24 protein-coding genes are annotated in these 25,693 nt (G+C 70.8%); 20 read left to right on the plus strand and 4 right to left on the minus strand.

Annotation, left to right across the window (positions count from 1 at the left end; translation table 11 throughout):
• Positions 1–237: 237 nt before the first annotated feature.
• The 7 genes from dop to J2S57_RS22485 all read left to right on the plus strand — a co-directional run bounded on the left by dop (position 238) and on the right by J2S57_RS22485 (position 7,088).
• The gene (gene dop, locus J2S57_RS22455; RefSeq protein ID WP_370882500.1) at positions 238–1,758 is read left to right on the plus strand and encodes a depupylase/deamidase Dop; all 1,521 of its coding nucleotides are present in this window, start codon (positions 238–240) and stop codon (positions 1,756–1,758) included.
• A gap of 140 nt (positions 1,759–1,898) precedes the next feature.
• Entirely contained in the window at positions 1,899–2,099 is a 201-nt protein-coding gene (locus tag J2S57_RS22460) for a ubiquitin-like protein Pup (RefSeq protein ID WP_307246213.1), read from the plus strand.
• 154 nt (positions 2,100–2,253) lie between these two features.
• Complete coding sequence (gene prcB, locus J2S57_RS22465; RefSeq protein ID WP_307246215.1) at positions 2,254–3,087, plus strand: proteasome subunit beta; 834 nt, start codon at positions 2,254–2,256, stop codon at positions 3,085–3,087.
• The gene (gene prcA / locus J2S57_RS22470; RefSeq protein WP_307246217.1) at positions 3,084–3,977 is read left to right on the plus strand and encodes a proteasome subunit alpha; all 894 of its coding nucleotides are present in this window, start codon (positions 3,084–3,086) and stop codon (positions 3,975–3,977) included. The genes prcB and prcA overlap by 4 nt, the downstream gene beginning before the upstream one ends.
• Positions 3,978–4,207: 230 nt before the next feature.
• The gene (pafA, locus tag J2S57_RS22475) at positions 4,208–5,569 is read left to right on the plus strand and encodes a Pup--protein ligase (RefSeq protein WP_307246219.1); all 1,362 of its coding nucleotides are present in this window, start codon (positions 4,208–4,210) and stop codon (positions 5,567–5,569) included.
• Between the two features lie 79 nt (positions 5,570–5,648).
• Positions 5,649–6,629, plus strand: a complete 981-nt coding sequence (locus J2S57_RS22480; RefSeq protein ID WP_307246221.1) for an FKBP-type peptidyl-prolyl cis-trans isomerase — start codon at positions 5,649–5,651, stop codon at positions 6,627–6,629.
• A gap of 81 nt (positions 6,630–6,710) precedes the next feature.
• Positions 6,711–7,088: an FKBP-type peptidyl-prolyl cis-trans isomerase gene (locus tag J2S57_RS22485; RefSeq protein ID WP_307246223.1), complete on the plus strand. Its 378-nt coding sequence runs from the start codon at positions 6,711–6,713 to the stop codon at positions 7,086–7,088.
• 443 nt (positions 7,089–7,531) lie between these two features.
• Here the strand turns inward: J2S57_RS22485 and J2S57_RS22490 are convergent, their stop codons facing one another.
• Positions 7,532–8,740: a DUF3866 family protein gene (locus J2S57_RS22490; protein ID WP_307246225.1), complete on the minus strand. Its 1,209-nt coding sequence runs from the start codon at positions 8,738–8,740 to the stop codon at positions 7,532–7,534.
• A gap of 48 nt (positions 8,741–8,788) precedes the next feature.
• Here J2S57_RS22490 and J2S57_RS22495 point away from each other — a divergent pair, with 48 nt between their 5' ends.
• From J2S57_RS22495 to J2S57_RS22530, 8 genes are all read left to right on the plus strand, one after another.
• On the plus strand, positions 8,789–9,784 hold the full coding sequence (locus J2S57_RS22495) for a helix-turn-helix transcriptional regulator (RefSeq protein ID WP_307246227.1): 996 nt from the start codon (positions 8,789–8,791) through the stop codon (positions 9,782–9,784).
• The gene (locus tag J2S57_RS22500; RefSeq protein ID WP_307246230.1) at positions 9,781–10,791 is read left to right on the plus strand and encodes a helix-turn-helix transcriptional regulator; all 1,011 of its coding nucleotides are present in this window, start codon (positions 9,781–9,783) and stop codon (positions 10,789–10,791) included. The genes J2S57_RS22495 and J2S57_RS22500 overlap by 4 nt, the downstream gene beginning before the upstream one ends.
• A 286-nt stretch (positions 10,792–11,077) precedes the next feature.
• Positions 11,078–11,440 carry a hypothetical protein gene (locus J2S57_RS22505; protein ID WP_307246232.1) on the plus strand — a complete coding sequence of 121 codons (363 nt, stop codon included), beginning with the start codon at positions 11,078–11,080 and terminating at the stop codon, positions 11,438–11,440.
• Between the two features lie 103 nt (positions 11,441–11,543).
• Positions 11,544–11,843 carry a hypothetical protein gene (locus J2S57_RS22510; protein ID WP_307246235.1) on the plus strand — a complete coding sequence of 100 codons (300 nt, stop codon included), beginning with the start codon at positions 11,544–11,546 and terminating at the stop codon, positions 11,841–11,843.
• Positions 11,844–11,916: 73 nt separating this feature from the next.
• Complete coding sequence (tatA, locus tag J2S57_RS22515; protein WP_307246237.1) at positions 11,917–12,195, plus strand: Sec-independent protein translocase subunit TatA; 279 nt, start codon at positions 11,917–11,919, stop codon at positions 12,193–12,195.
• A gap of 98 nt (positions 12,196–12,293) precedes the next feature.
• Complete coding sequence (gene tatC / locus J2S57_RS22520) at positions 12,294–13,130, plus strand: twin-arginine translocase subunit TatC (protein WP_307246239.1); 837 nt, start codon at positions 12,294–12,296, stop codon at positions 13,128–13,130.
• Between the two features lie 8 nt (positions 13,131–13,138).
• Positions 13,139–14,065, plus strand: a complete 927-nt coding sequence (locus tag J2S57_RS22525; protein WP_307251099.1) for a diacylglycerol kinase family protein — start codon at positions 13,139–13,141, stop codon at positions 14,063–14,065.
• Between the two features lie 16 nt (positions 14,066–14,081).
• The gene (locus J2S57_RS22530; protein ID WP_307246241.1) at positions 14,082–16,880 is read left to right on the plus strand and encodes a DEAD/DEAH box helicase; all 2,799 of its coding nucleotides are present in this window, start codon (positions 14,082–14,084) and stop codon (positions 16,878–16,880) included.
• Between the two features lie 95 nt (positions 16,881–16,975).
• On the opposite strand, the gene kdd is transcribed toward J2S57_RS22530, so the two are convergent.
• Entirely contained in the window at positions 16,976–18,127 is a 1,152-nt protein-coding gene (gene kdd, locus J2S57_RS22535) for an L-erythro-3,5-diaminohexanoate dehydrogenase (RefSeq protein ID WP_307246243.1), read from the minus strand.
• Between the two features lie 149 nt (positions 18,128–18,276).
• On the opposite strand from kdd, the gene J2S57_RS22540 reads away from it, so the two are divergent.
• A complete protein-coding gene (locus J2S57_RS22540) occupies positions 18,277–19,566 on the plus strand; it encodes a KamA family radical SAM protein (RefSeq protein ID WP_370882698.1) in 1,290 nt (429 codons plus the stop codon).
• Here J2S57_RS22540 and J2S57_RS22545 read toward each other — a convergent pair.
• On the minus strand, positions 19,539–19,979 hold the full coding sequence (locus J2S57_RS22545; protein ID WP_307246247.1) for an Lrp/AsnC family transcriptional regulator: 441 nt from the start codon (positions 19,977–19,979) through the stop codon (positions 19,539–19,541). The two genes, J2S57_RS22540 and J2S57_RS22545, sit on opposite strands and share 28 nt — an antisense overlap.
• Before the next feature lie 124 nt (positions 19,980–20,103).
• On the opposite strand from J2S57_RS22545, the gene J2S57_RS22550 reads away from it, so the two are divergent.
• Complete coding sequence (locus J2S57_RS22550) at positions 20,104–21,060, plus strand: 5'-3' exonuclease (protein ID WP_307246249.1); 957 nt, start codon at positions 20,104–20,106, stop codon at positions 21,058–21,060.
• On the opposite strand, the gene J2S57_RS22555 is transcribed toward J2S57_RS22550, so the two are convergent.
• A complete protein-coding gene (locus tag J2S57_RS22555) occupies positions 21,057–21,662 on the minus strand; it encodes a hypothetical protein (RefSeq protein ID WP_307246252.1) in 606 nt (201 codons plus the stop codon). The genes J2S57_RS22550 and J2S57_RS22555 overlap by 4 nt on opposite strands.
• Before the next feature lie 292 nt (positions 21,663–21,954).
• On the opposite strand from J2S57_RS22555, the gene J2S57_RS22560 reads away from it, so the two are divergent.
• The 3 genes from J2S57_RS22560 to J2S57_RS22570 all read left to right on the plus strand — a co-directional run bounded on the left by J2S57_RS22560 (position 21,955) and on the right by J2S57_RS22570 (position 25,674).
• A complete protein-coding gene (locus J2S57_RS22560) occupies positions 21,955–22,398 on the plus strand; it encodes a hypothetical protein (protein WP_307246254.1) in 444 nt (147 codons plus the stop codon).
• Positions 22,395–22,694, plus strand: coding sequence for a transcriptional regulator (locus J2S57_RS22565; protein ID WP_307246256.1), 300 nt, complete (start codon positions 22,395–22,397; stop codon positions 22,692–22,694). Before J2S57_RS22560 ends, J2S57_RS22565 begins: the two co-directional genes overlap by 4 nt.
• Before the next feature lie 97 nt (positions 22,695–22,791).
• The gene (locus J2S57_RS22570) at positions 22,792–25,674 is read left to right on the plus strand and encodes a GH92 family glycosyl hydrolase (RefSeq protein WP_307246258.1); all 2,883 of its coding nucleotides are present in this window, start codon (positions 22,792–22,794) and stop codon (positions 25,672–25,674) included.
• The last annotated feature ends 19 nt before the right edge of the window (positions 25,675–25,693 follow it).

The raw sequence follows: 25,693 nt of genomic DNA on the forward strand, positions 1-25,693 counted from the left end.
GGGCGTCACGGAGGGCGTCACGGAGGGCGTCACGGAGGGCGTCACGGAGGGCGTCACGGAGCGCGTCACGGAGCGCCTCACGGAGCGCCTCATGGGGGGCCTCGGGCGAGGCGTCACGCGAGGTGCCCGGGTGGTTGTCGGACCCGGCGCCTAGGCTGGCTCCATGAGCGCGACGATGGCTGGGCCGACCACGGGGCAGACCGCGGGGCAAACGGCGGGGCAGACGGCGGGGCTCCGGTGACCGCCCGCCGGGTGATGGGAATCGAGACCGAGTACGGGGTCTCCGCCCCGGGCGACCCCGCCGCCAACGCGATGCTGATGTCGTCGCAGGTGGTGAACGCCTATGCGGCGCCGCTGGGCAGCCGCGCCGGGCGGGCCCGCTGGGACTACGAGGACGAGGCGCCGCTGCGCGACGCCCGGGGCTGGGAGATCAGCCGCGACAGCGCGCACGCCAGCCAGCTCACCGACGCCCCCGAAGACCCGGGCCTGGCCAACGTCATCCTCACCAACGGCGCCCGGCTGTACGTCGACCACGCGCACCCGGAGTACTCCTCGCCCGAGGTCATGAGCCCGCGTGACGTGGTGCTGTGGGACAAGGCCGGTGAGCGGGTCATGCTCGAGGCGGTGCGGCGGATCGCGGCCAACCCGGGCCTGGGCGACGTCAACCTCTACAAGAACAACACCGACAACAAGGGCGCCTCCTACGGCACCCACGAGAACTACCTGATGCGCCGGTCCACGCCGTTCGCCGACGTGGTCAAGTACCTCACGCCGTTCTTCGTCACCCGGCAGGTGTTCACGGGCGCGGGCCGGGTCGGGCGCGGGCAGGACGGCACCGGCACCGGCTTCCAGATCTCCCAGCGTGCCGACTTCTTCGAGGTCGAGGTGGGGCTCGAGACCACCCTCAAGCGGCCCATCATCAACACCCGCGACGAGCCGCACGCCAGCGCCGACAAGTACCGCCGCCTCCACGTCATCATCGGCGACGCGAACCTCTGCGAGCCGGCCACGCTGCTCAAGCTCGGCACCACCAACCTGGTGCTGGCGATGATCGAAGACGCGGCGTTCACCCGTGACCTGTCGATCGAGCGCCCCGTCGGCACGCTGCACGACATCTCGCACGACCCCACGCTCAAGCAGCAGGTGACCCTGCGCGACGGCCGCTCGATGACCGCCCTCGAACTGCAGTGGCTGTTCTTCGAGCAGGTCAGCGCCTACGTGTCCGACCGCTACGGTGACGACGCCGACGAGGCCACCGTCGAGGTGATGCACCGCTGGGAGAGCGTGCTCAGCCGTCTCGGCGAAGACCCGATGCTCTGCGCCCGCGAGCTCGACTGGGTGGCGAAACTGCGCCTGCTCGAGGGTTTCCGCAACCGCGAGGGCCTCAACTGGGACGCCCACCGCCTGCAGGCCATCGACCTGCAGTACGCCGACGTGCGCCCGGAGAAGGGCCTGTACCACCGTCTGGCCTCGCGCGGTCAGGTCGAGCGGGTGGTCACCGACGAGGAGATCACCGAGGCCGTGCACGAGCCGCCGCACGACACCCGGGCCTACTTCCGCGGTCGCTGCCTGGCCCGCTACGGCGAGCACGTGGCCGCGGCCAGCTGGGACTCGGTGATCTTCGACATCCCGGGCCGGGGCGCCCTGCAGCGGGTGCCCACGCTCGACCCCTCCCGGGGCACGAAGGAGCACGTCGAGAGTCTTCTGCAACGCTGCGAGACGGCCGCCGATCTGGTGGACGCCCTGGCGGCGGAGTAGACAGCGGAGTGTTTTCGCTCCGGTACGCGTTGTCGATCACGTAATTCTTCCCGGACAGTGGGCTACGGCACGCGCCGAAAACGCGATCCCATGCCTAGGATCACTGCAAGGAAGCTCGCAACTGAGCGCAGGAGGCAGTCATGGCCGGTCAGGAACAGCAGCGCCCGACCCGACGCGACGACGAGCCGGCCGACGACGCCGCTCCCGCGGCGCCGCCCGCGGGTGGTGCGGCGCAGTCCACCGACGCCGACGTGGACGCGATCCTCGACGAGATCGACGACGTCCTGGAGAGCAACGCCGAGGAGTTCGTCAAGGGCTTCGTGCAGAAGGGCGGCCAGTGACGGCAGCCCCCTGGTGCGGACCGGGCCCCCGGGTCCGGTTCCGCTCCCGACGCTGCCCTCGCCCCGCCGCCACCACGGCCATTTCGCCGTCCGGGGAAAACTTTTCACGTCTTCCCGGTGAGCGAACGCCGTCCGTCTGGATAGGGTTTCAGCCGTGACTGCCGATCCCTTCCGTGAAGGGCGGTTGCCGGAGGCGTTCTTCGCTCCGGGCAACTCCTCGTTCACGGACTTCCTCGCCGCCCACGCCGCCCACCTACTGCCCGGCCGTAGCCTCCCCACCGGAGCTGCCGGAGTCGCCGGAGCCGCCGTGCCCGAGCTGCCGCACGCGACCACGATCGTCGCCGCCACGTTCGACGGCGGGGTCGTCATGGGAGGCGACCGGCGCGCCACGATGGGCAACTACATCGCCCACCGCGAGATGGAAAAGGTCTACCCGGCCGACGACTACTCGGCCGTCGGCATCTCCGGCACCGTCGGGCCCGCCATCGAGATGATCCGGCTCTTCCAGGTCGAGCTGGAGCACTACGAGAAGATCGAGGGCGCCCTGATGTCCCTCGAGGGCAAGGCCAACCGCCTGGCCACCATGCTGCGGGGCAACCTGCCGATGGCCATGCAGGGTCTCGCCGTCGTGCCGCTCTACGCGGGCTACGACCTCGACCGCAACGTCGGGCGCATCTTCTCCTACGACATCAGCGGTGCCCGCTACGAGGAGCACAGCTACCACAGCACCGGCTCCGGGTCGCTGTTCGCCAAGGGCTCGCTCAAGAAGCGCTGGCGTCCGGGCCTGAGTGCCGACGAGACCGTCTCCGTGGTGCTGGAGTCGCTGCAGGACGCGGCCGACGACGACTCCGCCACCGGCGGTTCCGACGCCGGCCGGCGCATCTACCCGGTGATCGTGGTGGTCACCGCCGAGGGCTACCGCCGCCTCACACAAGACGAGACCGAGGCCGCGTTCCGGGCCCTGACCGAGCGGGGTGACGCACGATGAGCATGCCGTTCTACGTCCCGCCCGAGCAGCAGATGAAAGACCGGGCCGACTACGCCCGGCGCAACATCGCCCGCGGCCGCCCGGTCATCGTGCTCGGCTACGACAACGGCATCGCCTTCGTCGCCGAGAACGCCTCGCGCTCGCTGCACAAGATCAGCGAGATCTACGACCGCATCGCCTTCGCCGCGGCCGGGCGCTACAACGAGTTCGAGAACCTGCGGGTGGCCGGCGTGCGCTACGCCGACCTGCGCGGCTACTCCTACGACCGCAGCGACGTCACGGCCCGCGGCCTGGCCAACGCGTACGCCCAGATCCTGGGCAACGTGTTCACCCAGGACTCCAAGCCGATGGAGGTGGAGCTGGCGGTCGCGCAGGTGGGGGAGACCCCCGAGACCGACCAGATCTACCGCCTCACCTACGACGGATCCGTCGCCGACGAGCAGGGTTTCGTGGTGATGGGCGGCCAGGCCGACGCCATCGCCACCGGCATGCAGGAGCGGTGGCGGCCCGGCCTGACCCTGTCGGCGGCGCTCACCCTGGCCGTCGAGATGCTCTCGCGCGACAGCGGTAACGGCAGCGGTGGCAACGGCACCGACACCCCCGGCGGGCGCACACTGACGTCCGACCGGCTCGAGGTGGCGGTGCTCGACCGGGCCCGGCCCCGGCGGGCGTTCCGCCGTCTCGGCGGGCAGCTGCTCGAGGCGCTCCTGGCGCCCGACGACCCCACCACCGACGTCCCCAGCAGCGACGACTCGCGGCCCGGCAAGCACGACACCCTCACCGGCGAGCAGGCTCCCGAGACGCCGGTGCCGCCCGCGCCGGCACCGGGCGACCCGGTGTCCAGCGAGCCCGACCAGCAGCCCGGGCACCCGGAGGGCGAAGGCGCATGACCGGATCGCTGCCGTTCGGGCCGGGTGGTTCCGCCACCGGGCCCGGCGGCGGCGTCCCGGCACCGCACGATTCAGGGCGTCCAGAGGCCGGCGTAACGGCAGAGGCAACGGCTGACGCCACGGCTGACGCACAGGTCCGCCCATCGGCAGACTCACCGGGAGGTGACTCCGGCGTGAACGCAATGCCGCACACTGGTGCCATTGGGCGAGAAGGCACCTACAGTAAGGGAATGGACCGCCGAATCTTCGGGCTGGAGACGGAATACGGGGTCACGTGCGCCTTCGAGGGGCAGCGCAAGCTGTCGCCCGACGAGGTCGCCCGTTACCTCTTCCGCAAGGTCGTCTCCTGGGGCCGCTCCAGCAATGTGTTCCTCCGCAACGGTGCCCGGCTGTACCTCGATGTCGGTTCGCACCCCGAGTACGCCACCCCCGAGTGCGACGACGTCCGCCACCTGGTCGTTCACGACCGCGCGGGTGAGCGCATCCTCGAGGGCCTGCTGGTGGACGCCGAGCGCCGGCTCCACGAGGAGGGCATCCAGGGCGACGTCTTCCTCTTCAAGAACAACACCGACTCGGCCGGCAACTCCTACGGCTGTCACGAGAACTACCTGGTCTCGCGGCACGGCGAGTTCGGCCGGATGTCCGACATCCTGATCCCGTTCCTGGTCACCCGGCAGATCCTGGTCGGGGCGGGCAAGGTGCTGCAGACCCCGCGCGGTGCGGTGTTCTGCCTCTCACAGCGGGCCGACCACATCTGGGAGGGCGTCTCCAGCGCTACCACCCGGTCGCGGCCGATCATCAACACCCGCGACGAACCCCACTCCGACGCCGAGCGTTACCGCCGTCTGCACGTCATCGTCGGCGACTCGAACATGTCCGAGACCACCACGATGCTCAAGGTCGGCGCCACCGACCTGGTGCTGCGCATGATCGAGGCGGGCGTGGTGCTGCGTGACCACACCCTGGAGAACCCGATCCGGGCGATCCGCGAGATCAGTCACGACCTCACCGGCCGGCGCAAGGTGCGCCTGGCCAACGGCCGCGAGGCCACGGCGCTCGAGATCCAGGAGGAGTACCTGGCCCGGGCCAAGGACTTCGTCGAGAGCCGCGGACTCCAGACCGACACCGTGAAGCGGGTTCTCGACCTCTGGGAGCGCGGTCTGCGGGCCATCTCGAGCGGCGACCTGTCGCTGGTCGACCGCGAGCTCGACTGGGTGATCAAGCACCGCCTGATCGAGCGCTACCGGGCCAAGCACAGCCTCCCGCTGAGCTCGCCCCGCATCGCGCGGATCGACCTGGCCTACCACGACATCCACCGCAACCGCGGCCTGCACTACCTGCTCATGAAAAAGGGCCTGGTGGAACGGGTCGGGGCCGACATCGAGGTGTTCGAGGCGACATCGGTGCCGCCGCAGACCACCCGGGCCAAGCTGCGCGGCGACTTCGTGCGGCGGGCCCAGGAACGGCGGCGCGACTTCACGGTCGACTGGGTGCACCTGAAGCTGAACGACCAGGCGCAGCGCACGGTTCTGTGCAAAGACCCGTTCCGGTCGGTCGACGAGCGGGTGGAGCGGCTGATCCAGAGCATGTGACGGGTGGGGTGGGTGCCGGGCACCCCCAGCAAAATGCCCTAGGGTGTTCGGCGTCCCGTTCCCACGACAAAGGTCGAACGTGCTCTCACGCAAAGCCCTCCTGCGGGCCGGCGCGGTTCTCGTAGCCGCTGCGGCCGTGGTCTCCGGCTGCTCCAGTGCCTCCTCCGGCGGCGATGCCGGCACGTCGAGCGCTACGACGACAGACATCGAGGCCATCAAGGTCTCCGGCAAGTTCGGCGAGGCGCCGAAGGTCGATGTACCCACGCCGTACTCCGCCGAGAAGACGACCCGGAAGATCATTTCCGAGGGCGACGGCGAGAAGGTCGAGGCGGGCCAGCGGGTCGGCATCGACTACGTGGGCATCAACGGTGCCGACGGCAAGAAGTTCGACAGCTCGTACGACAACGGGTCCACCGCCGCGTTCACGCTCGACGAGGGCAGCGTCATCAAGGGCCTGGTCACCGGCCTCGAGGGCGCCCCGGTCGGTTCCCGCGTGCTGATCGCGATCCCGCCGGCCGACGGCTACGGCACCTCCGGCGTCACCTCGGTCGGCATCGGCCCGACCGACACGCTGGTCTTCGTGGTCGACGTGCAGAGCTCCGCCGAGGTGCTGAAGCGGGCCTCCGGCAAGAAGGTCACCCCCAAGAAGGGCCTTCCCACGGTCAAGCTCGACTCCAAGACCGGTGAGCCCGCGATCACCCTGCCCGACTCCAAGGCCGGTGACTCGCTCGTCGTGCAGCCCCTGATCCAGGGCAGCGGCAAGAAGGTCGAGAAGGGCCAGAACATCACCGTCAACTACACCGGGGTGACCTGGCCGGGCGGCAAGGTGTTCGACTCCACCTGGACCAAGAAGACCACGGCGACCTTCCCGATCGGCCGCGGCCAGGTCATCAGCGGCTGGGACAAGGGCCTCGTCGGCAAGACCGTCGGCAGCCAGATCCTGCTGGTGATCCCGCCCGACGAGGGCTACGGCGCCGAGGGCAAGACCGAGGCCGGCATCAAGGGCACCGACACGCTCGTCTTCGTCGTCGACATCCTCGACGCGCAGGACGCCTCGTAACCCCCCTCGATTTGAGCCGTGGGCCGAGCTGAAGCAGGCTTACGGCGCCCTGACGAACGAGCAACCACCAAGGAGACACGCATGACCGAGCGCCAGCGTCCGGAGATCGACTTCCCCGAAGGGGAGCCGCCCACCGCGCTCACGATCACCGATGAGGTCGTCGGCGAGGGCGCCGAGGCCCAGGCCGGCAACACCGTCACCGCGCACTACGTGGGCGTGGCCTACTCCAGCGGCGACGAGTTCGACGCCTCCTGGAACCGCGGCGAGCCGCTGAAGTTCCGCCTCGGCGTCGGCCAGGTCATCGCGGGCTGGGACCAGGGCATCGCCGGCATGCGCGTCGGTGGCCGCCGTCGTCTGGTGATCCCGCCGGAGCTGGCCTACGGCTCCCGCGGTGCCGGTGGCGCGATCGGCCCGAACGAGACCCTGATCTTCGTCGTCGACCTGGTCGACGCCCGCTGATCACAGCACTCTCAGCGGCGCCCTCACCCCTCGGGGGTGGGGGCGCTCGTCTTTGGGGGGCCTGGGTCGATGAGGGACGTGGTGGTCCTCTCGACGTTCGGCCTCACCCTCCCGAGGTGGCCGGGCAATGGCGGACGCGGTGGCGGCCTGAGCGCGCCGGTTCCGGCCGCTCGCGCGGAGGCGACCTCACGCGATGAGGCGCGCTCTTCACCTGAGGAGCGATAACAGGCCCTTGCGGCCGAAAAAGTACGTGCCCCTGAGGCTGGTGACAGCATCCGCGGGTGTGCGCCCACATCCCACCGGGCGACTCGGCGCCGCCTGACTCGGCGCCGCCTGACTCGGCGCCGGCTGACTCGGCGCCGGCTGACTCGCGAGCCGGTCGAGACCGCCCGTCCCGAAGCGTGTGGCCGGGCCGGCGCGCTCCTTCTCCCTCAGGGGCCCCTTCAGTCTGACAGCAGGGACGCCGCGTGTCGCCCGGCTGCGGCGGCGGTCAGGAAGGCCGCCGGGTCGGCCGCGAGGTTGCGTCCCATCGTGGACAGGCCCACCGGGCTCTCCCTCAGGGCCTCGAGCAGGCCCTCGACGCCGACCCGGACCTCGCGGTGCCGGCCGGCCGGGGCCACGATCGCCCGCACCTGGCGGTCGATCAGGCGGGCGAGTTCGGGCAGGGGGATCGGGGGGTTGTCGCCCACGGCCGCCGACTCGGGATTGCCGCCCGGCAGCGGGACCGGTGCCGACGCTGGGGGCACCTCCCCAGCCCGAAGGGTCAGGGGGACCTCCGGCAGTGACGTGGTGAAGTCGGGCACGACGACATCGGCGGGCGCGAGCGCGACCCGGCCGTAGGCGGTCAGCGAGTGGTGCGAGACGCCCCGGTGACGCTCACGGGCGTCGGCGCCGGAGACCCGCAGCGAGGCAATCGGACGGCCGTTCAGCGTGGCGGCGGCGTTGACCACCTCACCGGCCTGCACTCCCGAGAACCCCCAGCGTGTGCCGGTACCCAGGTTGCCCGGCCCCTGGCTGACGATCGCCACGTCGACCTGGGCCACGTGCCTCGCCGCGAGCAGACCGGAGTGCACGCTGACCGCCTCGAGGTCACCGCCGAAGGCCTGGCCGACCGTGATGCAGGTGTCGAGCCAGCCCGCGTGCCGCAGACCGGCGACGGTACGGGAGAACCAGGCGGGCAGGGCGCCGCCGTCGGTCATCACGTAGGCGACGCGGGCCCGGGGCGCGGCCTGACGCAGCCCGGCCACGATCGCGGGCAGCGCGCTGTGCAGGTCGGCGACGACGACCGGCAGCCCCCGCAGGTCGTCCGCGTCCTCGAGCACGGCGTGGTGCTGGGACTCCTGCTCGTCCACGCCCAGCACCATCGCCTGCAGCGGCGTGTAGCGGGCCTTGACCAGGTGACCCGGGCCGGCCGGGGGATCGGCCGGCAGGGTGTCGAGAATCGCGACGACCAGGGCGTACCCTCCCGTGCCGAGACCCCGCTGCAGGGCGGTGACGTTGAGCAGGACGCGCTGCCCCACGCTCGGCCGGCCGACCAGCGCGGGGTAGGCCAGCGCGCGCCGGGTCTGCCCCTCGAGCTCGACCTCGTACTCGACCGCCCCGTCCCATTCGCGTCGTTCGGACGTGACACGGCCCTCTCGCCACAGAATCACGCGGCAGACCCTATCTCGGGCGGTCCGCGCCTCGGGTAGCTTAGGGCGGTGTCCTCGCGGCGTACCGAGCGGCTGCTCAATCTGGTGATCTGCCTCGCGGCTACCCGTCGGTGGCTGACGAAGGAGCAGATCCGGGCTGCTGTGCCCCAGTACGCCGACTGCGACACGGCCGAGGCCTTCGACCGGATGTTCGAGCGCGACAAGGAAGACCTGCGCGATCTCGGCATCCCGGTGGCCACCGGCACCGACGAGCGGTGGTTCGACGACGAGCCGGGCTACCGCGTCGACAGTGACGCCTACGCCCTGCCCCCGATCGAGCTCGACGCCCAGGAGCTGGCCGTGGTCGGTCTCGCCAGCCGGGTGTGGCAGCAGGCCAGCCTGGCCGGCCCGGCGGCGCGCGCCCTGACCAAGCTCACCGCGCTCGGCGTCGACATCGACGACGGCACGGCCGGTCTGGAACCCCGCATCCGCACGGCCGAGCCTGCGTTCGGCCCGCTCTACGCGGCCACCCGCGACCGGCAGGCGGTGACCTTCTCCTACCGCAAGCCCAACGGTGAGCTGGGCCTGCGCGAGCTCGAGCCGTGGGCCGTGGCCAGCCGCAACGGCCGCTGGTACCTGATCGGGCACGACCGCGGCCGGGGGGCGGCCCGGGTGTTCCGGCTGTCGCGGATCGAGAGCGACGTGAAGCGCAAGGGCCGGGCCGGGGCCTACGAGATCCCGGAGAACCTCGACGCCCAGGCCATGATCGGTAAGCATGTTCCCCCGGCCGACGAGCGGGTGGCCACCGTGCTGCTGCGCGCCGGCCGCGGGGCCGGGCTGCGGCGGCTGGCCTCGGCCGTCACCCCGTCCGCGGAGCGCGCCGGGTGGGACGAACTGCAGATCCGGATCGGGGACGCGGGGATGCTCGCCCAGACGATCGCCGGGCACGGGCCGGACGCGATCGCCGTGCAGCCCAAAGACCTGCGGGGCGAGGTGATCCGGCGGCTCAAGGGGGCGCTGGCTTCCCAGGCCGAGAGTCTCGACGACGCGGTGCGCCCGGTATGAGCGCCGTCGCCGCCACCGCGCGCCTGTCGCGGCTGCTGACCATGGTGCCCTGGCTGCTCAACCGGCCCGGGGTGGAGCTGCGGGAGGCCGCCCGGCACTTCAAGATCACCGAGCCGCAGCTGGTGAAAGACCTGGAGCTGCTGTTCGTCTGCGGCACCCCCGGGCACATGCCCGACGACCTGATCGCGGCCGAGTGGGACACCGGCCGGATCTACCTCGACAACGCCGAGGCGATCGCCCGGCCGCTGCGCCTGGACGCCGACGAGGCGATCGCGCTGATCGCCGGGCTGCGCACGCTCGCCGACCTGCCCGAGACGGGGGAGGTGGGCGAGCGCCGGGCGGTGGACTCGGCCCTGGTCAAGCTCTCCGCCGCCGCACAGGACGCGGTGGCCGCCGCCGGGCGCCTGGACATCGACCTCAGCCCGGGCCAGAGCGGCGTGGAAGACGCGCTGCGCACCGCCCGTGAGGCTCTGCGGGGGCACCGCCGCCTGCGCCTGCAGTACCTGGTGCCCGCCCGCGACGAGATCACCGAGCGGGACGTCGACCCGATGCAGGTCACCAGCATCGACGGCCGCTGGTACCTGGAGGCCTGGTGCCACCGGGCCGAGGGGGTGCGGCTCTTCCGCTTCGACCGGGTCGCCGGGCTGCGGGTGCTCGACGTCGACGGCACCCCACCGGCCGAGGCCGTCTCCCGGGCCGTGGACGACCAGCTGTTCACGCCCTCGCCCGACGACCTGGTGGTGACCCTCGAGGTCGAGCCTCGCGGGCGCTGGGTGGCCGAGTACTACCCGGTCGAGGAGACCGAGGAGCTGCCCGGCGGGCGGATGCGTGTGGTGATGCGGGTCGCCTCGCCCGGCTGGATCCCGGGCCTGGTGCTCCGCCTCGGCGGGGCGGGACGCATCGTCGATCCGCCGGGGCTGGCCCAGGACGTGGTCGACACGGCCTCCGTAGCCCTCGCCGCCTACCAGGAGACGGCCCTGCCGGCGCAGCACGACCCGTCACATTGAGTCACGCCCCGCCCCCGAACAGCCGGGGACCGGGCGGTGGGACGCCGTAACCAGCCCGTCATTTCGCGGCGACGGGTTGTGCCGCTTTGTCGGAACCCGTTCCGGTCCGGACGGTTGCGCCGTACGGCTGACGTGGATCCGGCCCAAAGCGACACGCCCTGCGTGAATGATCCACCCCGCGTCACCGGCCCGGCCTAGGCATTACTGTCGGCTGTTAAGGAGTCGCGGACCGTGGCCGAAGAACTGGTCGACGATGAATGGCGGCTCTGCTGGAGGTGGATCGCAAATGACGACGATCAAGGCGTCGTGCCCGAGCTGCGGTGATGTCGAGTTGACCCCGCACCAGGTACGGCTCGTCGTCTGCTCCGTGAAGAGCTGGTCCTACTACGCCTTCATGTGCACCACCTGCCATGAGGAGGTGCGTAAGCCGGCCGGACGTGACGTGGTCGCGCTGCTCATCTCCGGCGGCGTGGTCGCAGAGCCGTGGAACGTGCCGGCCGAGGTGCTCGAGGAGCACGAGGGGCCGACTCTGAACTACGACGACGTGCTGGACTTCGCTCTCTGGCTGGAGCAGGCGGACCTGCTGGCCGCCGCAGCCGCGGCGCAGGGGCCGCGGCCACGGGCCCAGGCTCCCGAGACGGCCGCCTAGGTACACCGGGAACCCGCGGGTTCCCGACGCCGCGACCGGGGTATCCCATGACGGGAGCCCCGGTTTCGGCGTTTGCCCCCTCCTATGCCCTAGGCTTGCCGCCGTGTCGGTGTGGTGGTGGGTCCTGATCTGGGTCGTTATGGTGCTGGCCGCGCTCGGCCTGTTCGCGATGATCGGGCTCGACCTGTGGCGCAAGGCCAAGGCCCTGCTCTCCGAGCTCGGCACCGCCTCCGACCGGTTCTCCGAGATCAGTGCGGCGATGGAACAGGTCGCGGAACAGGCCCAGTCCCGGGAACCAGCGGTGTTCACCGATCCGTTGGAGCTGAGGCAGGAGCGGTATCTCGACCGGCAGGGCCGGGCGGCGCGACCGATCCGCCGGGCGGGCCAGGGGTCTGCCCGGTAGAGCGGGTTGCGCGTACGATGACTTCGACCGTTGGGCAAATGGTGCGCTGCGGGTTCAGTGGAAAGGGCAGCTCATGGGCTTTCTGAAAGAGCCTTCGCACATCATCATCGTCATCCTCGTGGTGGTGATCCTCTTCGGCAGCCGTCGCCTTCCCGACGCCGCGCGCGGCCTGGGTCGCTCGATGCGGATCTTCAAGTCCGAGATCAAGCAGATGCAGGACGACGACAAGGACACCTCGAACCGCCGGCAGAACTCGGCGTCGTCCGTCGACGAGGAGCCGATCGAGGGCCGCGTCTACTCGCCGCAGCAGCAGCGCGAACAGCCCGGCTACCAGAACCGCAACGACATCTGACCGACCTGCGGGTCTGTCCCACCCCCTTTCTCGAGAGGAACTGACCGTCGGTGGCGGTGCGGAAGCCACAACGGCGACCCAAGAACCCCGAGGGCAGGATGGCCCTCAAGGAACACCTGGCCGAGCTGCGTCGCCGGCTGGTGATCAGCGTGATCGCGATCGTGCTGGGCGCGGTCGTCGGCTGGGTGCTCTACGACCGGGTCATGCAGGCCGTCATCATCGGCCCGCTCGCCGACGCGTCCTCGCACGGTCAGGAAGTCACCCTGACCTACCGGGCCATCGCCGACGCGTTTAACATCAAGGTCAAGGTCGCGGTCTACACCGGCATCGTGTTCTCGAGCCCGGTCTGGCTGTACGAGATCTGGGCCTTCATCACGCCCGGCCTGACCAAGAAAGAGCGCCGCACCTCCCTGTGGTTCATCGCGTTCGCGGTGCCGCTGTTCCTGTCCGGCGTCTGGCTCGCCATCCTGGTGCTGCCCAAGGCCGTCGCCTTCGGTGCCGAGTTCGCCCTCGAGGGCTCGCTCAACCAGCCCGACGCGGGCACGGTCATCACCTTCGCCAGCCGGCTCATCATCGCCCTGGGCGTGGCCTTCCTGACCCCGCTGTTCCTCATCGGGCTCAACATGATGGGCATCCTCAGCGGCAAGGTCATGGGCAAGCACTGGCGCGTCGCGGTGTTCATCGCCTTCCTGTTCGCCGCGATCGTCTCGCCGTCGCCCGACGCCACGCAGATGATCATCATGGCGCTGCCGCTGGTCGGCCTCTACGCGATCTCGGTGTTCGTGGCCCTGTTCAACGACCGCCGCAAGGCCCGTAAACGCGCTGACGACCCGGTCTTCGGCCTCGGCGACGACGAGTCCAGCCCGCTCACCAGTGACGACGACCCGATCGGCAATTCGTCGATCGACTCCCCGGAACGGCTCGACCGCACCTGACGAACCACCTGCACCCGGTTCCGGAGCCACCCCGTGGGAGCGGCACCGTCGTACTCGCCGTCAACCCGGTCGCCGGGGCGGGGCGGGGATTCGTCGCGGGGGTGCTCGCGGCCACCACCCTGCGGCGCGCCGGGCTGACCGTGCTCGAGGTCGGGGGTGACGACGCGGCCGGTCTGCGCCGGGCCGTGGCCGCCGCGCTCGTCCCGGCCCCCGACGCCCTCGTGGTCGTCGGCGGTGACGGCATGGTCAACCTGGGCCTGAACCTGGTCGCCGGCACCCCGATCCCGCTGGGCGTCGTCGCGGCCGGCACCGGGAACGACATCGCCCGCGAACTCGGGCTCCCGGTCCGGGACGCGGAGAGGGCGGCCCAGTCCGTCGTCCACCATCTGCACCGGCCCGTGCTGCGGGACGCCGCCCGGGTGACCACCTCGTCCGGCGAAACCCGCTGGTTCATGGGCGTGCTCGCGGCCGGCCTGGACGCTGCCGTCAACGAGCGCGCCAACCGTGCGCCGGGCCTGGGCCGGGCTCGTTACCTGCTCGCCGCCCTGCGCGAGCTCCCCACGTTCAAGGCCCGCGACTACCGCCTGCACCTCGACGGCGAACCCGAGCGGCGCACGTCCCTCCTGCTCACCGCCGCGAACTGTGCCGCCTACGGGGGCGGCATGCGGATCTGCCCGGACGCCCGGCCCGACGACGGCCTGCTCGACGTGCTCACCGTCGACCCGATGCACCCCTCCCGGCTGCTGGCCCTGCTCCCGCGCCTGTACCGGGGCACCCACGTGCACCACGAGAAGGTGGCTGTGCGCCGCGTCCGGCGTCTGCGTATCGACGCCCCCGGCCTCGTCGCGTACGCCGACGGCGAGCGGATCGGGCCCCTTCCGGTGGAATGTGAGGCAGTACCTGGTGCGGTGCGAGTTCTCGCACCCGACCACTGACGGGTAGCGTGGGCCTGTGACGTCGCCCGCCGAACGTTTTGCCGCGGCACGCAAGCGCAACGAGGAGGCTCAGACCCCGCTCTCCCGCTTCCGGTCGAAGTACCCCTTCGACCTGGACGGGTTCCAGCTCGAGGCCTGCGAGGCGCTCGCCGACGGGCGCGGTGTGCTCGTGGCCGCGCCGACCGGCTCGGGCAAGACCGTGGTCGGTGAGTTCGCCGTGTACCTGGCCCTGGAGGCCGGTCGGAAGGCGTTCTACACCACGCCGATCAAGGCGCTGAGCAACCAGAAGTACGCCGACCTGGCCCGCATGCACGGGGCCGAGAACGTCGGCCTGCTCACCGGTGACACCTCGATCAACGCTGACGCGCCGGTGGTCGTGATGACCACCGAGGTGCTGCGCAACATGCTGTACGCCGACTCGGACGCCCTGAACGGCCTGGCCTACGTGGTCATGGACGAGGTGCACTACCTCGCCGACCGTTTCCGCGGCGCGGTCTGGGAAGAGGTGATCATCCACCTCCCCGACGACGTGCTGCTGGTCAGCCTGTCGGCGACCGTCAGCAACGCCGAGGAGTTCGGCGCCTGGCTCGACACCGTGCGCGGCAACACCGAGGTCGTGGTCTCCGAAGACCGCCCGGTGCCGCTGTGGCAGCACGTGATGGCCAATCGCCAGCTCTACGACCTGTTCGCCGAGGGCACCACCGGTGACGGTGTGAACCCCGAGCTGCTGCAGATCACCCGCGACGCGAACCGCCGCGAGCGCCAGATGCAGGGCTCGGGTGGACGCCGCGGGGGCACGACCGCTGCCCGCGGCTCGAAGTCGCGGGGCACCTACGCGCGGGGCGGCAGCCGCCGCACGGGAGCCACGCCCAGCCGCACCGAGGTCATCAACGCCCTCGACAGCGCCGGGCTGCTCCCGGCGATCACGTTCATCTTCAGCCGGGCCGGTTGTGACGCCGCGGTGCAGCAGTGCCTGTACTCGGGCATCCGCCTGACCTCGCCGGAGGAGCGCACCGAGATCCGGCACATCGTGGAGTCGCGCACCGCGGACATCCCCGACGAAGACCTGTCGGTGCTGGGCTACTACGAGTGGGCCGAGGCGCTCTCGCGGGGAGTGGCCGCGCACCACGCCGGTCTGCTGCCGGCCTTCAAGCAGGTCGTCGAGGAGCTCTTCACCCGCGGCCTGGTGAAGGCCGTGTTCGCCACCGAGACCCTGGCGCTGGGCATCAACATGCCGGCCCGCAGCGTGGTGCTGGAGAAACTGGTCAAGTGGAACGGTGAGACCCACGCCGACGTCACGCCGGGGGAGTACACCCAGCTGACCGGCCGGGCCGGGCGCCGTGGCATCGACGTCGAGGGCCACGCGGTGGTGCTCTGGCAGCCGGGCCTCGACCCGGAGGTGGTCGGCGGTCTCGCTTCGACGCGAACCTTCCCGCTGCGCTCCAGTTTCCGGCCCACCTACAACATGGCGGTGAACCTGGTGGGGCAGGTCGGCCGGGCCCGCGCCCGGGAGATCCTGGAGACCTCGTTCGCCCAGTTCCAGGCCGACCGCGCGGTGGTCGGGCTGGCCAAGCAGGCGCGCAAGCAGGAAGAGGCGCTCGAGGGCTACGCCGGGGCGATGGACTGCCACCTCGGCGACTTCCGCGAGTACGCCGGCCTGCGGCGCAAGATCGGCGAGCGGGAGACCCAGCTGTCCCGCACGGCCTCGCGTGACCGTCGTTCCGAGGTGATCGGCTCGCTGGAGAAGCTGCGCCGCGGTGACGTGATCCGGGTCCCGGGCGGTCGCAAGCCCGGCTGGGCGGTCGTTCTCGACCCGGGAGTGGCCGGGGGAGACAGTCTCGAGGGACCGCGTCCGTCGATCCTCACCATCGAGCGCCAGGTGCGGCGGCTGTCGCTGCTCGACGTGCCGACGCCGGTCGAGGCGGCCACGCGCGTCACGGTGCCGAAGAACTTCAACGGGCGCGACGCCACCAACCGCCGCGACCTGGCCTCGTCGGTGCGCAACGCGCTGGGGTCGCTGGAGCACCACCCGGAGGATTTCGCCAGGAACCGGCCCAAGGGCAAGAAGGCGGCCGCGCACGAGGACGAGGAGCTGAACCGGCTGCGCCGGCAGATGCGTTCGCACCCGTGCCACGGCTGCGCCGAGCGTGAGGACCACGCCCGCTGGGCGGAGCGCTACTTCCGGCTCAAGCGGGAGACGGACGCGCTGGTGCGGCGGATCGAGGGCCGCACCAACACGATCGCGCGGGTCTTCGACCGGGTGTGTGACCTGCTCACCGAGCGCGGTTACCTGGCCGGTGACAAGGTGACGCCGGCCGGGGAACAGCTGCGGCGCATCTACTCCGAGAGCGACCTGCTGGTGTCGGAGTGCCTGCGCGGCGGGGTCTGGAAGGAGCTCGACGTGCCCGGCCTGACCGCGGTCGTGAGCGCCGTGGTGTACGAGTCGCGGCGTGACGAGAAGGGGCTCTCACCGCGCATTCCCAAGGGGGCGCCGGTGCTGGCCCTCGACACCATGACGCGGATCTGGTCGGTGCTCGACGACGAGGAGCGGGCGCACAAGCTCGACGTGACGCCCGAGCCCGACCTGGGTCTGGCCTGGGCGATCCACCGCTGGGCGAGCGGGCAGCCGCTGCAGGCCGTGCTGCGTGACGCCGACCTGGCCGCGGGTGACTTCGTGCGCTGGTGCAAGCAGGTGATCGACCTGCTCGGGCAGATCGCGCAGGCCAGTGACGACCCGGCGCTGGTGCGCACGGCCCGGGCGGCGGTCGACGCGATCAGCCGGGGCGTGGTGGCGGCGGGCCCGGCGCGGGCCTGACCCCAAAGACCCAGCCCCAGTCTCAGCCCCAGTGCCGGCCCCAGCCTCAGCCCGGACCGGTCCGCGCAGATCCGGTGCGGACCGGTCCGCGCGGATCAGGTGCGGGCCGCGAAAAGTGACTGCACGCCGCGAGATCCGCGGAACTCCCGAAGGGCCAGTTCGGCGTGCCCGGCCGAGTACCCGTTGCCCACCAGCATCGTGACGTCGGCCGCCAGGGCCTCGGCGCCCAGGGCGGCCGCGCTGAACGAGGTGGCCATCGAGAAGAACACGATCGTGCCGCCCTCGGCCGTGGCCAGCACCGCGCCGTGCTCGCAGCCGGGCACGTCCACGCAGACCACCGTGACGTCGGCGGGACCGCCCGCGGCCCGGACCTTTTCGGCCAGGAGCACCGGGTTGCGGGCGTCGGCCACGACCACGGACGTGGCCAGGGGCTGGGCGTCGAGGCGGCCGGCGGCCAGCAGTGCCTGACGTTCCTCGGGGGAGCGGACCACGCCGATCCGGTGCGTGGCCCCGGCGGAACGGGCCGCGGCCAGCGACAGACTGCCGCTCTTGCCCGCGGCCCCGATCACGCAGACCACGCTGGGCCCCGGGGGGTTCGGCGTCTTCTCGGGTGAAACCCGTTGCGGGTAACCGATCGTCATTCCTTTGGCGGCGACCGTGGCCACCACCCGGGCGGTCAGGGCCGGCGCCCCGCACACGTCGAAGACCGCCAGGGCCTGTTCGTCGGGCAGGTCACCGGGCAGCACCGCGGCGATCGAGCGGCCGAACAGCACGGCGCTCCCGGTGCACGGCACCTGCTCCGAAAGCCCGTTCCAGTCACTGATGTCGGTGAGCACGAGCGGTGTGCAGGTGAGCGAGACCAGGGTCGCCACGCGCTGTCCCGGCTTCAGGCCGAGGGGGGACGCGGTGCCCACCTCGGTCACGGTGCCGATCAGCATGCCTCCGGAACCGGTCACCGGATTGTGCATCTTGCCCCGCTCGGCCACGATCGCGCCGACCGCCTCGCGCACCGCCGCCCCGTCGCCCTCGTGCTCCTCGAGCAACTGCCGGAAGCTCGCCGCGTCGAGGTTGAGCCGCTCCACCGCGATCCGGACCTCGTCGCCGGCGAGCGGCGCGTGCGGGTCGAGCTTCCACGCGGCCTGGGGGAGCACCCCCTCCGGCTCGATCACCCGGTGCAGACCGTAGGGCGAGACCGGGGTGACCGGACCCTGGTCGGTGTGCACGCCGTCCGTCAGTTCATGGGTCATGCCGTAAATCCTCCCGTGAAAGACTCCCGAACAAGGAAATTCTTGCTTACTCTCGTGGGGTGACGGAACTCATAGCGGTGAAACCCTCCATCGCCCGGACGGCCCAGCCGTACGAGTACCGGCGGCGTGAGCTCGTTGAGCCCGACTGGATGCGCTTCCCAGGGTGGCGCACGGTCACGCCGCCGGAGTGGGCGAGCGCCCAGTGGCAACGTGCGCACTGCGTGAAGAACATCCGGCAGCTGCGCGAGGTGCTGGGGGACCTGGCCCCGGAGTCGTTCTACGACGACCTGGCCCGCGACCAGGAGCAGCACTCGACGATGTCGATGCTGCTGCCGCCGCAGATGCTCAACACGATGGACACCGGCGACCTGCGGGCCGACCCGGTGCGCCGCTACATGCTGCCGCTGGCGAGCGACCGGCACCCGCTCTGGCCGAGTCATCCCCGGGCGAGCCGGGATTCACTGCACGAGCACGACATGTGGGTGGCCGAGGGTCTGACCCACCGCTATCCCACGAAGGTGCTGGCCGAGCTGGTGTCGACCTGCCCGCAGTACTGCGGGCACTGCACCCGCATGGACCTGGTCGGCACGTCCACGCCGTCCGTCACCAAACTGCGCCTGGCCGGTAAGCCGGCCGACCGTTACGGCGCGATTCTCGAGTACCTGCGGGCCCACCCGGGAATCCGGGACGTGGTGGTCTCCGGGGGAGACGTCGCGAACGTTCCCTGGCGGCAACTGGAGTCGTTCCTGGGCGGCCTGCTCGAGATCGAGTCGATCCGCGACATCCGCCTGGCCACCAAGGCTCTCATGGGGCTGCCTCAGCACTGGTTGCAGGAAGACGTGGTGGCGGGCGTGGAGCGCGTGGCCCGTCGGGCGCGGGGCCGGGGGGTGAGCCTGGCCGTGCACACCCACGTGAACGCCGTGCAGTCGCTGACCCCGCTGGTGGCGAAGGCGTCGAAGGCCCTGCTGGAGGCCGGGGTTCGCGACGTGCGCAACCAGGGCGTGCTGATGCGGGGCGTGAACGACTCCCCGGAGCAGCTGCTCGACCTGTCGTTCGGGCTGCTCGACGAGGCCATGATCACGCCGTACTACTTCTACATGTGCGACATGATCCCGGCGTCGGAGCACTGGCGGGTGCCGCTGTCCCGGGCGCAGGAGCTGCAGCACGCGATCATGGGCTACCTGCCGGGTTTCGCGACTCCGCGCATCGTGTGCGACGTGCCGTTCGTGGGCAAGCGCTGGGTGCACCAGGCGGCCGGGTACGACCAGGTGCGGGGCATCAGCACCTGGACCAAGAACTACCGGACCTCGATCGAGACGGACGCGGACGACCTCACCCGCGACCATCCGTACTACGACCCGATCGACACCCTGCCCCCGGCCGGGCAGGAGTGGTGGGCCGACCAGACGGGTCAGATGCCGAGCGGGCGCGCCTCGTAGGGGGTGGAGAGCACGATCGTGGTGCGGGTGCGCACGTCGCCCTCGGCGCGGATGCGCGCGAGCAGCGCCTCGAGCGCGGACGGGGTGGCCACCCGCACCTTCAGCAGGTAGTTCTCGTCACCGGCGACCGAGTAGCAGGCCTCGATCTCAGCGATCGGGGCCAGGCGCTCCGGCACGTCGTCGGGCGCCGAGTGGTCGAGCGGCGTGACCGACACGAACGCGGTGAGCGGGAGATCGACGGCCTCGGACTGCACCACGGCGGTGTAGCCGCGGATGATGCCCTTCTGCTCGAGCCGGCGCACACGCTGGTGCACAGCTGATGTGGACAATCCCGTCGCGCGGCCCAGATCGGTGAAACTCATCCGGCCGTCCTTCGACAGCAACCGTAAAATGTGTCGGTCGATCTCCTCCATCCGGCGAACGTTACAGCCCCGAACTACCTGGTGGCACCGGGATTGCCCGTCGTGACCGCCACATCGCTCAGCGTGTGCCGGTGGTGACCCTCGCGAGCGCCCCACAGGTGGCAGGATCACCCGCATGGCGCCCTCGTTCCCCGACCCCCGCCCCGAGTTGATGCTGCTCGACGCCGCGTCGCTCTACTTCCGCTCGTTCCACGGTGTGCCCGACTCGTTCACGGCGCCCGACGGCACCGTGGTGAACGCGCTGCGGGGATTCCTGGACTCGGTCGCCTACCTGATCACCCTGCGCGGGCCGGGCCGGGTGGTGGCCTGCTGGGACGAGGACTGGCGGCCCGCCTTCCGGGTCGAGGCCATCCCCTCGTACAAGGCGCACCGGGTGGCGAACCCGCGCACCAACGCCGAGGAGGTGCCCGACCTGCTCACGCCCCAGGTGCCGCTGATCATCGAGGCGCTGTCGCTGCTGGGGGTCTGCCGGGCCGGGGCCGCCGGTTACGAGGCCGACGACGTGATCGGCACGCTCACCGCCCGCCAGCTCGCGGCCGGTCGCGGGCAGGTCGACGTGGTCACCGGTGACCGCGACCTGTTCCAGCTCGCCGACGACTCCGCGGCGGTGCGGGTGCTGTATGTCGGGCGGGGTGTGCGCAAGCTGGAAATCGTGGACGAGGCCTGGCTTCTCGGGAAGTACGGCGTCACCAGCGGCCAGATGTACGCCGAGATGGCCACCCTGCGTGGAGACCCGAGCGACGGGCTGCCCGGGGTGGCGGGCATCGGCGAGAAGACCGCGGCCGGGATGCTGAACCGGTTCGGCACCCTCACCGCCCTGCGCGAGGCCGCGGCCGACCCGTCGTCGGACCTGTCGCCGGGGCAGCGCAAGAAGCTGGCGGAGGCCTCGGACTACCTCGACGCCGCACCCCGGGTGGTCACGGTGGCGCCCGACGCACCGGTGCCGGACCTCGACGACGCCCTGCCCGGCACCCCGCCCGACCACGCCGCGCTGGTGGCGTTCGCGGAGAAGTGGGGCGTGGAGAGCAGCGTGGCCCGGATGGTGCAGGCGATGACGAAGGCCGCCGGCTAGGCCCTTTCCTGGCCGGGCTGATCAGGCTCACCCGGAGGGGACGTCAGGGGCGTCAGGTCGAGCAGCTCGGTCTGACGGTTCAGCATGCCCAGCACCCCGAGCACGGCGGCCGCGAGCTGTGCCGGGTCGTCGATCTCGGTCAGGGGCTCGCGGCCGAAGCGCTCGCCGGCCGTGAGCGCCTCGAGGCGCCGGGCCTCGCGGGCGGGGAGCTGGTAGTCGGCGCCGATCTCGTTCAGGGCGGTGCGGACGACGGCGGTGACCGTGGGGTCGGTGGTCTCGGACAGCAGCCGCGCGGCCCGGTCGAGCCAGCCGGTGTCGCCCACTTCGGCGATCTCGATCTCGTCGCCGAACTGGGCCGAGACCTCCATCTGCAGCCACCAGACGGCGGGTCGGATGTCCTCGAACTCGTCGTAGGGCAGGTGCAGTGCCCGTTCCACGAAACCGCGGGCCCCGGCCTCGTCGCCGTCGCGCAACCGGTCGGCGGCCTTGACCAGCAGATTGCCGGCTGCGGCCTGCATGGCCTCCGACCGTTCCGACAGCAGCGCCCCGGACGAGCTGCGGACGACGTTGAGATGACGCTCGGACAGGCTGGATTCGTGCACCTGAGGGCTCCGGTCGGCTCGGGTCGGACCTGCTCTGGGTCAGACGGGGCTGCGCTCGATCAGGACCGGACGCCGGTCGGGTCGAGACGGCTCGGCCGTCCGGACCGGTGCGCCGCTGCTCCCGGTCACGTCGATCGGCCTCCTCCTCCGAGGCTACCCGTGACCTGGCGGTATGCGGTGCACGGCGGGCGTTCCCCGGCCACCGCGGCACCGGCCCGGCCAGGCCCGGGCGACCACCGCGTCCCCCGTTCGCCGTTGACTTTCCGAAATGGAATGTGATTGAGTTTCCGACATGGAAAGAAACGCGGCGGACGACCTGACGATCATTGCCGAGGCCCGGGCGGCGGTGGCCGAGCGATACATCACGCCGTGGTGGTACCACCCGGTGCTGGGGGTCATGATCGCGGTCTACGTGACGGCTTTCGCCCTCGGCGGCACCGTCGTGAAGCTGGTCGCGGCCGCTGTGTTCGTGCTGGCGGCCACCCGCCTGGCGAGCACCTACCGGCGCATCACCGGGGTGTGGATCAACGGGCTCGAGGCCGGCCGGGCCTCGCGCTGGAGCAAGCTGGTGGGGCTGGTGATGGCGGTGGATCTCGCGGGCTCCTGGGGTCTGCACTTCACGACCGGCCTGGTCTGGCCGGTGCTGGTTCTCCAGCCGTTCGCGGTGGTGGCCGTCGTGCTGATGGGGCGCCGGTTCGACGAGGCGGTGCGTGAGCAGTTGCGGAGCGGCGTATGAGTGGGCAGTTCGACGAGGTGATCCACGCCCCCAACCGGCTGCGGATCTGCGCCTTCCTGGCCGCCACCTCCGAGGCCGAGTTCGCCGTGCTGCGTGACCTTCTCGGGGTGGCCGACTCGGTGCTCAGCAAACACCTGAAGGTGCTGCAGGACGCGGGGTACCTCACGGTCACCAAGCCCACCGGCCGGGGGCGGGTGAAGACGTGGGTGAAGCTCACGCCGGCCGGGAGAACGGCCTACCGCGGGCACGTCACGGCGCTGCAGGGGTTGATCGAGCAGGACCGCACACAGATTTGATCTTCCGGACGCCGCCCGGACGTGTGATCGCCATGTTAGGACGGTTCGTGGGGGCAACAGTGACGCCGCCCCATCTGTCCTCTTCGTAAGGGATCGCATGACTCTGTGGAGTTCTGGGCGTCGCTGGCTCCCCGCCGCCGTCCTCGCCCTCAGCCTGGCCCCCCTGGCCCCGGCAACCGCTCAGGCCCAGGAGATCTCGGCCTTCGACGCGGTGAACCAGTTCATCGGCACCGAGCTCGACCAGACCCAGAACAAGAGCAACGACGCCTACGGCAACACCTACCCCGGCGCGTCGGTGCCGTTCGGCATGGTCCAGCCCAGCCCCACCACCTGGGGCGACGGCAACACCAACGTCAGCCAGAAGGGCGGGTACGAGTACAGCGCCTCACTGATCCGCGGGTTCGGCCTGACCCGCTACGAGGGCACCGGCTGCACGGGCCGTTTCGGTGGCTACGAGTTCCCGACCATCCCGTACGCCGGTGACCTGACCGACGGGACGCTGCCGAAGAGCCCGGCCGCCCACGTGCAGGACTACTACCTGCCCTTCCGTCACGACAACGAGACCTCACAGCCCGGCTACTACGGCGTGAAGCTCGACAACGGCGTGGAGGCCGAGCTCACCGCTTCCTCCCGCACCGCCGTGAGCCGCTACGACTTCCCGAAGTCGGGCAGCTCGTCCCTCATTCTCGACGTCTCCGGCCCGAACAACCGCACCTTCGGCAGCGAGGTGACGATCGACCCGAAGACCCGCACGGTCTCGGGCTGGATGTACGGCGCCGACGTCTGCGACAACGGCAACTACTACAAGGCCTACTTCTCCACCACGTACGACCACGACTTCGCGTCGTACGGCACCTGGACCGACGACGCGATGACCGCCGGGTCCACGCACGCGATCAAGAGCAGTGAGGACGTGGGGGTCGACTACCGCCACGACACCGGCGCCTGGCTGACCTTCCAGCAGGGCGCCAAGGTCGTCGCCAAGACCGGTCTCAGTTACGTGAGCGTCGAGAACGCCGCACGCAATCGCGAGACCGAGGTCGGCAGAGACGGTTTCAACGACGTCCGCGGTGACGCCAGGAAGGCCTGGAAAGAGGCCCTCGGCACGATCGACATCGACGGTGGCACGGCCGAGCAGCGCACCAAGTTCTACACCGCGCTCTACCACGTGCTCGGCAACCCGAACGTGCGCGAGGACGTGAACCGCCAGTACATCGGCTTCGACGGCAAGCAGTACACCGTCGAGAAGGGCCACCACTTCTACCGCAACATCAACTGGGCGGGCTCCGGCTGGGACGGTTACCGCAGCCAGGTGCAGCTGATCGCGCTGACCCACCCGCAGGTGGCCAACGACATCAACCGCTCGATCCTGAAGATGACCGAGCAGAAGGGCACCTGGGCCCCGGGCGCCGCCCGCATGCAGGGCGACAACTACCAGGTCATCCTGGCCACCCTCGACGACATGGGGGCGACCGACTACGACCGCCGGGCCGCGCTCGACTCGATGACGGCGACCCAGGTGCTGCCGGCCACGAAGACCACCCGCAGCGACGGCTACCAGTACTTCGCCACCGGCCTGATCGAGAACGCCAAGGGCGACTTCGCGACCTCGCGGGTGCTGGAGTACTCGATCGACGACTTCGCCATCGCCCAGCTCGCCTCCCGCCTCGGTGACCAGGACGCGTACGCGTTCTTCTCGGCGCGCTCGCAGAACTGGATGAACGTCTTCGACCCGCAGAGCCAGCACGTGATGCCGCGCTCGCGCAGCGGTTTCGACCGCTCGTTCGACCTGCGGGTGCGTGACGACCCGGCCGGTCGCGGCCAGTTCAACCAGTCGACCGGCTACCAGTACGGCTGGCTGGTGCCGCACAACCTGTCGACGCTGATCGCCCGGCGCGGCGGGGTCTCGAAGGCCACGACCTCGCTGGACACGCTGATGGCCCAGCTCGACGCCGGTGCCTACACCCAGACCGGCAACTACCTGTCCAACCAGCCCGCCTTCGGCACGCCGTGGGTCTACAACTGGCTGCAGGCGCCGTCGAAGGGCACGGACGTGCTCTACCGGGCCGTCGAGGAAATGTACGACACCACGCCGACCGGTCTGCCGGGCAACGACGACCAGGGCGCGCTCAGCGCCTGGTACGTGTTCGCGAACCTCGGCTTCTACCCGGCGATCTACGGCACGGGCGACCTGGTCGTCAGCGCGCCGATGTTCGATCGCATCGAGATCGAGCCGGCCGGTGGATCGCGGGACATCACGATCAGGGCCTCCGGCGTCTCTCGCGGTCTCCGGTACGTGAATGCGCTGACGATGAACGGTTCCCGGCGTACTCAGTCGTGGATCCCGTCGTCGTTCGTGCGCTCCGGCGGCACGCTCGACTTCACCATGAAGGCCACGGCCGGCACCTGGGGCACGGGCGCCCAGGACGTACCGCCCTCGTACACGGCCGGTTCCGACGCCCTCAACAGCATCGGCACCACGCCCGACGGCCAGGGCAACCTGGGCTCCCTCGACCTGAGCGACTGGTCGCTGTCCCGGACCTCGCTCGCGGCCGCCGGCGTGACGCCGGGTGCGGCCGTGGGGGGCTTCACCTGGCCCGACGCCGAGCCGGGCGAGCCCGACCACTGGATCCCGCACGGCCAGAAGGTCGCGGTCTCCGGCTCCGGTTCGCTGTCGTTCCTGGGGCTGTCCACCAACGGCCCGGCCACCGGCACGGCGGTCGTGACCTACACCGACGGCACCACGCAGGACGTCCCCTTCTCGCTGAGCGACTGGGCGGCGAACCCGGCGGCGGGGGAGACGACGGCGATCACCCTGAACGGGCGGAACAACGTGAACGGCACGGCGGGTACCGGTACCTTCCGGGTGTTCGCATCGGCGCCGGTGCCTCTGGACGCGTCGAGGACGGTTGCCTCGGTGACGCTCCCGGAGAGCACGGACAAGGGGATCATGCACATCTTCGACGTTGCGGTGAACTGACCGCTTCCAGGGTGAGGCC

The sequence above is a fragment of the Kineosporia succinea genome (assembly GCF_030811555.1).
Taxonomy (GTDB): domain Bacteria; phylum Actinomycetota; class Actinomycetes; order Actinomycetales; family Kineosporiaceae; genus Kineosporia; species Kineosporia succinea.